Annotated in this window: 10 protein-coding genes (1 of these 10 cut by a window edge); 1 reads left to right on the plus strand and 9 read right to left on the minus strand. The window is 65.3% G+C overall.

Going from position 1 to position 5,523, the window contains the following annotated elements:
- Nucleotides 1-268, minus strand: the 5' end (the start) of a protein-coding gene (gene rpoB / locus QOL99_RS07070; RefSeq protein ID WP_285522553.1) for a DNA-directed RNA polymerase subunit beta. 3,191 nt of this gene lie to the left of the window's left edge; the window shows 268 of its 3,459 coding nt (coding positions 1-268); it begins with the start codon at nt 266-268; its stop codon lies beyond the left edge, outside the window.
- Nucleotides 269-528: 260 nt separating this feature from the next.
- On the opposite strand from rpoB, the gene QOL99_RS07075 reads away from it, so the two are divergent.
- The gene (locus tag QOL99_RS07075; RefSeq protein WP_285522555.1) at nt 529-1,323 is read left to right on the plus strand and encodes a hypothetical protein; all 795 of its coding nucleotides are present in this window, start codon (nt 529-531) and stop codon (nt 1,321-1,323) included.
- Nucleotides 1,324-1,386: 63 nt separating this feature from the next.
- On the opposite strand, the gene QOL99_RS07080 is transcribed toward QOL99_RS07075, so the two are convergent.
- The 8 genes from QOL99_RS07080 to rpmG form a co-directional block, all read right to left on the minus strand.
- Nucleotides 1,387-1,650, minus strand: coding sequence for a cold-shock protein (locus QOL99_RS07080; protein ID WP_104990050.1), 264 nt, complete (start codon nt 1,648-1,650; stop codon nt 1,387-1,389).
- Nucleotides 1,651-1,843: 193 nt separating this feature from the next.
- The gene (rplL, locus tag QOL99_RS07085) at nt 1,844-2,212 is read right to left on the minus strand and encodes a 50S ribosomal protein L7/L12 (protein WP_285522562.1); all 369 of its coding nucleotides are present in this window, start codon (nt 2,210-2,212) and stop codon (nt 1,844-1,846) included.
- A 54-nt stretch (nt 2,213-2,266) separates the two neighbouring features.
- Nucleotides 2,267-2,779, minus strand: a complete 513-nt coding sequence (rplJ, locus tag QOL99_RS07090; protein WP_285522564.1) for a 50S ribosomal protein L10 — start codon at nt 2,777-2,779, stop codon at nt 2,267-2,269.
- Between the two features lie 198 nt (nt 2,780-2,977).
- Nucleotides 2,978-3,679, minus strand: coding sequence for a 50S ribosomal protein L1 (rplA, locus tag QOL99_RS07095; RefSeq protein ID WP_285522565.1), 702 nt, complete (start codon nt 3,677-3,679; stop codon nt 2,978-2,980).
- Nucleotides 3,672-4,106 carry a 50S ribosomal protein L11 gene (gene rplK / locus QOL99_RS07100; protein WP_285522566.1) on the minus strand — a complete coding sequence of 145 codons (435 nt, stop codon included), beginning with the start codon at nt 4,104-4,106 and terminating at the stop codon, nt 3,672-3,674. The genes rplA and rplK overlap by 8 nt, the downstream gene beginning before the upstream one ends.
- 147 nt (nt 4,107-4,253) lie before the next feature.
- A complete protein-coding gene (nusG, locus tag QOL99_RS07105; protein WP_285522567.1) occupies nt 4,254-4,826 on the minus strand; it encodes a transcription termination/antitermination protein NusG in 573 nt (190 codons plus the stop codon).
- Nucleotides 4,823-5,002 (minus strand): preprotein translocase subunit SecE, encoded by a 180-nt coding sequence (gene secE / locus QOL99_RS07110; RefSeq protein WP_285522569.1) that lies wholly within the window; start codon nt 5,000-5,002, stop codon nt 4,823-4,825. Before secE ends, nusG begins: the two co-directional genes overlap by 4 nt.
- An 89-nt stretch (nt 5,003-5,091) precedes the next feature.
- Entirely contained in the window at nt 5,092-5,259 is a 168-nt protein-coding gene (gene rpmG / locus QOL99_RS07115; RefSeq protein ID WP_012692576.1) for a 50S ribosomal protein L33, read from the minus strand.
- Nucleotides 5,260-5,523: the final 264 nt, after the last annotated feature.

A 5,523-nucleotide genomic window follows, 5' to 3' on the forward strand; every position in this document is an offset into this window, starting at 1 on the left:
CTTCCGGAGTGTAGGGCGCCTCACCCAGACGGTATTCCAGGAAATCCAGCACCAGTCCGGTCGAGCGGCCCTTCTCGGTCTCGTCGATGGGAAAGACCTCGCGGAAGGCGCTCTGAAGCCCCGCGTTCTCGCGGCTGTCGGGGGCGCGGTCGTCTTGCAAGAAGGCCTTGAAGGAGTTGAGCTGCACCTCGGTGAGTTCGGGAAGCGGAATCACTTCGGTGATCTCACCGAACCGCTCAATGCGCGGTATCACGTTCGTCAGGGTCATTCACACCTCGCGCACCCTCTGTGTTGCGTCTGCAGCCTTCCGGGGCGGGGAAAAGGCGCAGCCGGGACCACAGCCGTCTTCCGGCTGCGCTCCCGCAGTTCAGCTTTCAGTTGTGGAGTCTGCTACGAGGCAAGTCGCTCCTGCCCAACCCATCGTGGTCGGCCGCAGGCCAGTGTAGCGGACCGGGGGCTTGCCGGTCAACTTCCGTCGCCGCCGTTCCGGAAGAGCCTGGGCCCCTGCTCTAGCTCTAGGATGAGGGCGTGGACGCCTTGCAACCCTATCTGCCCCTGATCTTCAGCGTGATTCGTGGCCTGGCGGTGGTGGGCCTCGTCCACGCCCTCATGACGCGGCAACCGATTTTCTGGATGTTTCTGCTCGCGTTCGGGGCCCTGTTCGGCAGCCTGTTTGGGATGCTCGGTGCGGTCCTGTACACCTTCATGGTCTTCGTACCCTGGTTGCGCGGCCGAGGCCAGGTAGCGGGGAAGGTGGTGGCCCGCGGGGTCGAGGCGATCAAGCCGCTCGACACCCGCATCCGCGAGGCCCAGGCCCGCGTCGAGGAGAGCGATACCCTGGCCCACCGCGCCGAGCTGGCTGGCCTGCAGGCCCGTGCCGGGCGCCCGGACGACGCCCAGTCGACGCTCGCACCCCTGCTGGGGGGCATCTATGCCGACGATCCGGTTGTCCTGCTGACCAGCGCAGAACTGGAACTGGCCCGCGAGAAGCCTGCCGCTGCCGAGACCTTGCTCGAACGCGTCGACCTGCGGACCAGTGCGGCGACCCGCACCCGCACCCTGACGCTGCTGGCCCAGGCCCAGGCGGCGCAGGGCAAGGTGGAGGGCGCCGACGCGACCTACCGCGAGGCGATGACCGCCGCCACGACCGAGGAACCCCGCGCCCGCTACGCCGCCTTCCTGTTGCAGCAGGGAAGACGCGACGAGGCGGCGGCCCTCCTGAGCGCGATGGAGAAGACCGAGCGCCGCGCTACCCCGCTCTACAAACGGCAGGAGCGCGAATGGTTTCAGTTGGCGGCGGGACTGCGGCGGGACTTGCGGTAGGGGGCAAGCGGCAACAAAAACCCCCAACCGTGAGGTTGGGGGCCCGAATAGATAAGTCTTGAATTACCAGCGGTCGTCGCGGCGCTGAGGACGGTCGCCGTAGGCGGGAGCCGGGGCAGCCTTCGTCACGACGATGTTCTTGGCCTGGGGGCCCTTACCACGCTGTCCGGCTTCGATTTCGAACTCGACCTCGTCGCCCTCGTTGAGCTTCTTGAAGCCCTGAGCTTGGATGGCGCTGAAGTGCGCGAACACGTCCTCGCTGCCTTCCGTCTCGATGAATCCGTAACCCTTTTCCGCGTTAAACCACTTCACTCTGCCTACTGCCATGATGACTCCTGGCTGCCTTCCACTCAACAGAAACGGAAGCGCGCACTGTTTACCGCGCCCCGCTGGGAAATCTGCCTGGAAAGCAACCCGGCCACTATGCCCCGTCTGGTTTCGCTCAATCGTGCATTTGGCCACATTGGGCATGAAAAACCCCCCGCTCTCGCAGGGGGCTGCACTCCCGGTGGGAAAGGACTTACTTCAGCTCGACCTTGGCGCCAGCGGCCTCGAGCTGGGCCTTCATCTTCTCGGCGTCGTCCTTGCTCACGCCTTCCTTGAGGGCGCCGCCCTTCTCGCTGAGGTCCTTGGCTTCCTTCAGACCCAGGCCGGTGATGGCACGGATCTCCTTGATGACGTTGATCTTGCTGGCACCCGCGTCCACGAGCACCACGTCGAACTCGGTCTTCTCCTCGGCGGCGGGCGCGGCGCCCCCGGCGGCGGGACCCGCCATCGCGACGGCGGCGGTCACGCCCCAGGTCTCCTTGAGACCGTCGATGAGGTCGGCGAGTTCCATGATGGTAAGGGTGCTGAGCTGGTCGATCAGAGCCTGCTTGTCGTAAGCCATGGTGGTGTCCTCCAGTGGATGGATTGGGAAAAAGGGGTGGGGAAGAGAAAAAGTTTAGCCCTGAGCTTCGGCGCTGTCGCCACCGCCGAGTTTCTCGCGGTAGGCTTCCAGGATGCCGACGAAGCTCGAGAGGTGGCTGGAGAGCACACCCACGAACTCGCCCTGAAGGCTCTGCTTGCTGCCCAAGCTCGCCAGACGCTCGATCACGGCCACGTCCACGCGGCGCCCTTCAACGAGGCCGCCCTTCATGGCGGGGATGCCCCGGTCGTTGCCCTTGGCCGCGTCGCTGAGAGTCTTGGCGACCCCGGCGGGGTCCTCGTGTGCCAGGACGAGGGCGCTGGGCCCCTTGAGGCTGTCGCTGAAGTCCTGACCGCTGCCCTGCAGGGCCCGGTGGATCAGGGTGTTCTTGGCCACGATCAGCTGACCACCCTTCTCCCGGATGTCCTTGCGCAGGCGGCTGAGCTGCCCGGCAGTCAGCCCCTGGTAATCGACGACATAGAACGTCTCGATGCCGCTGAGGCTGTTCTGAAGGCTGCTCAGATTCTGCTGATTGCGTGCGTTCGCCACGGGAAAACCTCCTTTGTGGTGAACAAGTCCAGGTACGCTCCTTGCGCCCTGACAACTCGGCGGGATGTTTAAACCTGGCAAGGGTCCCCGCTGTCTACGATGCCGGAATTGGCCGAATTCAAAAGGTGGGCCGAGGGGCGCACCGGGGTGCTGAACTCAGGGGGAGAGGAGTAAGTGCCTGCCTCTCCCCGGAAGGACTCAGGCCAGTGCTTGACTGCTGAGTGTGAGGGGAATGCTCGGCCCCATCGTGCTGGTGAGGTACGCGCTGCGCAGGTACACGCCCTTGGCGCTGCCCGGCTTGGCCGCTTCGAGGGCCGACACCAGCGCCTGATAGTTGGCGCTGAGGTTGCCCGGCTCGAAGCTGGCCTTGCCGATGGGCGCGTGCACCACGCCGGTCTTGTCGTTGCGGAACTCGATGCGTCCGGCTTTGAGGCCGCGCACCATGCCCGTCACGTCAGGGCCGACCGTGCCGCTCTTGGGGTTGGGCAACAGACCGCGTGGCCCCAGCAGACGCGCGAGCTTCTGGCCGACCTGCGCCATCATGTCGGGCGTCGCCACGACGGCGTCGAACTCCATGAAGCCGCCCGCGATGCGCTCGATCAGCTCGTCGCTGCCCACCACATCAGCGCCTGCAGCCTCGGCGGCGGCCACGTTGTCGCCCTTGGTGATGACTGCCACGCGCACGCTGCGGCCAGTGCCGTGGGGCAGCGCGACCGTGCCGCGCACGTTCTGGTCGCTCTTGCGCGGGTCAATGCCCAGGCGGAAGTGCACTTCCACCGTCTCATCGAACTTAGCGGTGGCCAGTTCCTTGACGAGCGTGGCCGCCTCATCGATGGTGTACTGCTTGGTGCGGTCGACCTTCTCGGTCAGTGCGCGGTAACGCTTGCCGTGCTTAGGCATTCGGGGCCCCCTCGATGGTCACGCCCATGGAACGGGCTGTCCCGGCCACAGTATTGGCGGCGGCCTCGACGCTCCCGGCGTTCAGGTCGGGCATCTTGGTCTTGGCAATTTCCAGAACCTGATTCCAGTTCAATTTGCCGACCTTGGCCTTGTTGGGGGTCGCGCTGCCCTTCTGGAGCCCCGCCGCCTTGCGGATCAGGTAGCTCATCGGGGGGGTCTTGGTGATGAAGGTAAACGAGCGGTCCGCGTAGATGGTGATCTCGACGGGGATGATCGCGTCACCCTTGTCGGCCGTCTGCGCGTTGAACGCCTTCGTGAACTCCATGATGTTCGCGCCGTACTGACCCAGCGCGGGGCCGACGGGGGGGGCCGGGGTGGCCTTGCCCGCAGGCAACTGGAGCTTGACAAGCCCTGTGATTTTCTTCATGCGTCCTCCTTAGCTCCCCCGACCTGTCCCGTGGACTGGCGGGGTGCTGGCGCTAAGTGCCGCTCTTGTGGCCCGTGGGTCACCGGAGCAGCAACTTTGGCAGTGTACAGGGCGTGGGCAAGTCTGCCAAGCCCACACCCTGCGGAATTACTTGCTGACCTGCGCGAAGTCGAGTTCAACCGGGGTCTCGCGGCCAAAGATGCTGACCAGCACCTTGACCTTGGCCTGCGGCGCGTTGACCTCGCTGACCACGCCGCTGAAATCGGCAAAGGGACCACCCGTCACCCGGACCATGTCGCCGGGCTTGAGGTCGACCTTGATGCGCGGGGCCGCCTCCTCGGGGGCCTGGGCCGCCACGCCAACCGAGGCCAGCAGACGCTGCACTTCGTCGGGGGAGAGGGGCACCGGACGGGTGGCCGTGCCCACGAACCCGGTCACGCCGCTGGTGCCGCGCACGACTTCCCAGGACTCGCCAAGTTCACCGGGCGCGTCGTCATCCTCGACGTCCATTTGCACGAAGACGTAGCCCGGAAAGAGCTTGCGCTCGACCTCGACCTTTTTGCCGCCTTCCTGAAGTTCGACGCCCTTCTCGGTGGGCTGCAGCACCTGGAAAATCTTGGTGTGGTGCATGCCCAGTTTGCGGGCACGCTCCAGCAGGTGCTGCTGCACGCGGTCTTCCTGGCCCACATAGGTGTGGACGGCGTACCATTCGATGCTCATGGCAGCGCCGCCCGGACCAGGAAGCCGAACAGGGAATCCATCGTGAACACGATCAGGGTCAGGGCCACCACGAAGATCAGCACAGCCTGCGTGCCCTCGATGACTGCTTGGCGGCTCGGCCAGGTGACCTTGGCGAGTTCGGCGCGGGAATCCCGCAAATAGTGCATCAGATTCATGCGCTCACCTTGCCCGTCATGACGCGGGGCAGAGGATCAGAGCCGGAGCCGGGCGCCCACCCCAGAGGCGGGCCGCCAGGCCCGGAGACTCAGACCTTCTTTTCCTTGAACACGACGTGCTTCTTCGCCACGGGGTCGTACTTGCGCAGTTCCATCTTGGCCTGCGTGTTGCGGCGGTTCTTGGTGGTCGTGTAGTAAAAACCCGTGCCAGCGGTACTTTCCATCTTCACGATGATGCGCGGTCCGTCTTTCGCCATGATCCTGCTCCTTTCGCGCCCTTCCCCCTGGGGGGGCGGCGCTCCCAGCCTTCCACCTCTCGGGGGAAGCGGCGCTGGTAAAAGCCCGCCTTGGGGCGGGCAACATTGGGATTATAGGCAGTGCAGGGGGCAGTGTCCACCCGGGGGCGGGGGCCACAAAAAAAGAGGAGACCCTGGGTGGCCTCCTCCCTTGTTGGGCTGGAGTGCTGAGCCGGAACCTACTCCAGGACCTTGGCGACGACGCCAGCGCCGACGGTGCGTCCA

Source organism: Deinococcus rhizophilus (genome assembly GCF_030271215.1).
GTDB lineage: Bacteria > Deinococcota > Deinococci > Deinococcales > Deinococcaceae > Deinococcus > Deinococcus rhizophilus.

Excerpts from the sequence above, each read along its gene's own strand:
- QOL99_RS07080 (WP_104990050.1), bottom strand. The coding sequence starts at position 1,650 with ATGGCAGTAGGCAGAGTGAAGTGGTTTAACGCGGAAAAGGGTTACGGA.
- rplL (WP_285522562.1), bottom strand. The coding sequence starts at position 2,212 with ATGGCTTACGACAAGCAGGCTCTGATCGACCAGCTCAGCACCCTTACC.
- rplA (WP_285522565.1), bottom strand. The coding sequence starts at position 3,679 with ATGCCTAAGCACGGCAAGCGTTACCGCGCACTGACCGAGAAGGTCGAC.
- rplK (WP_285522566.1), bottom strand. The coding sequence starts at position 4,106 with ATGAAGAAAATCACAGGGCTTGTCAAGCTCCAGTTGCCTGCGGGCAAG.
- nusG (WP_285522567.1), bottom strand. The coding sequence starts at position 4,826 with ATGAGCATCGAATGGTACGCCGTCCACACCTATGTGGGCCAGGAAGAC.
- secE (WP_285522569.1), bottom strand. The coding sequence starts at position 5,002 with ATGAATCTGATGCACTATTTGCGGGATTCCCGCGCCGAACTCGCCAAG.
- rpmG (WP_012692576.1), bottom strand. The coding sequence starts at position 5,259 with ATGGCGAAAGACGGACCGCGCATCATCGTGAAGATGGAAAGTACCGCT.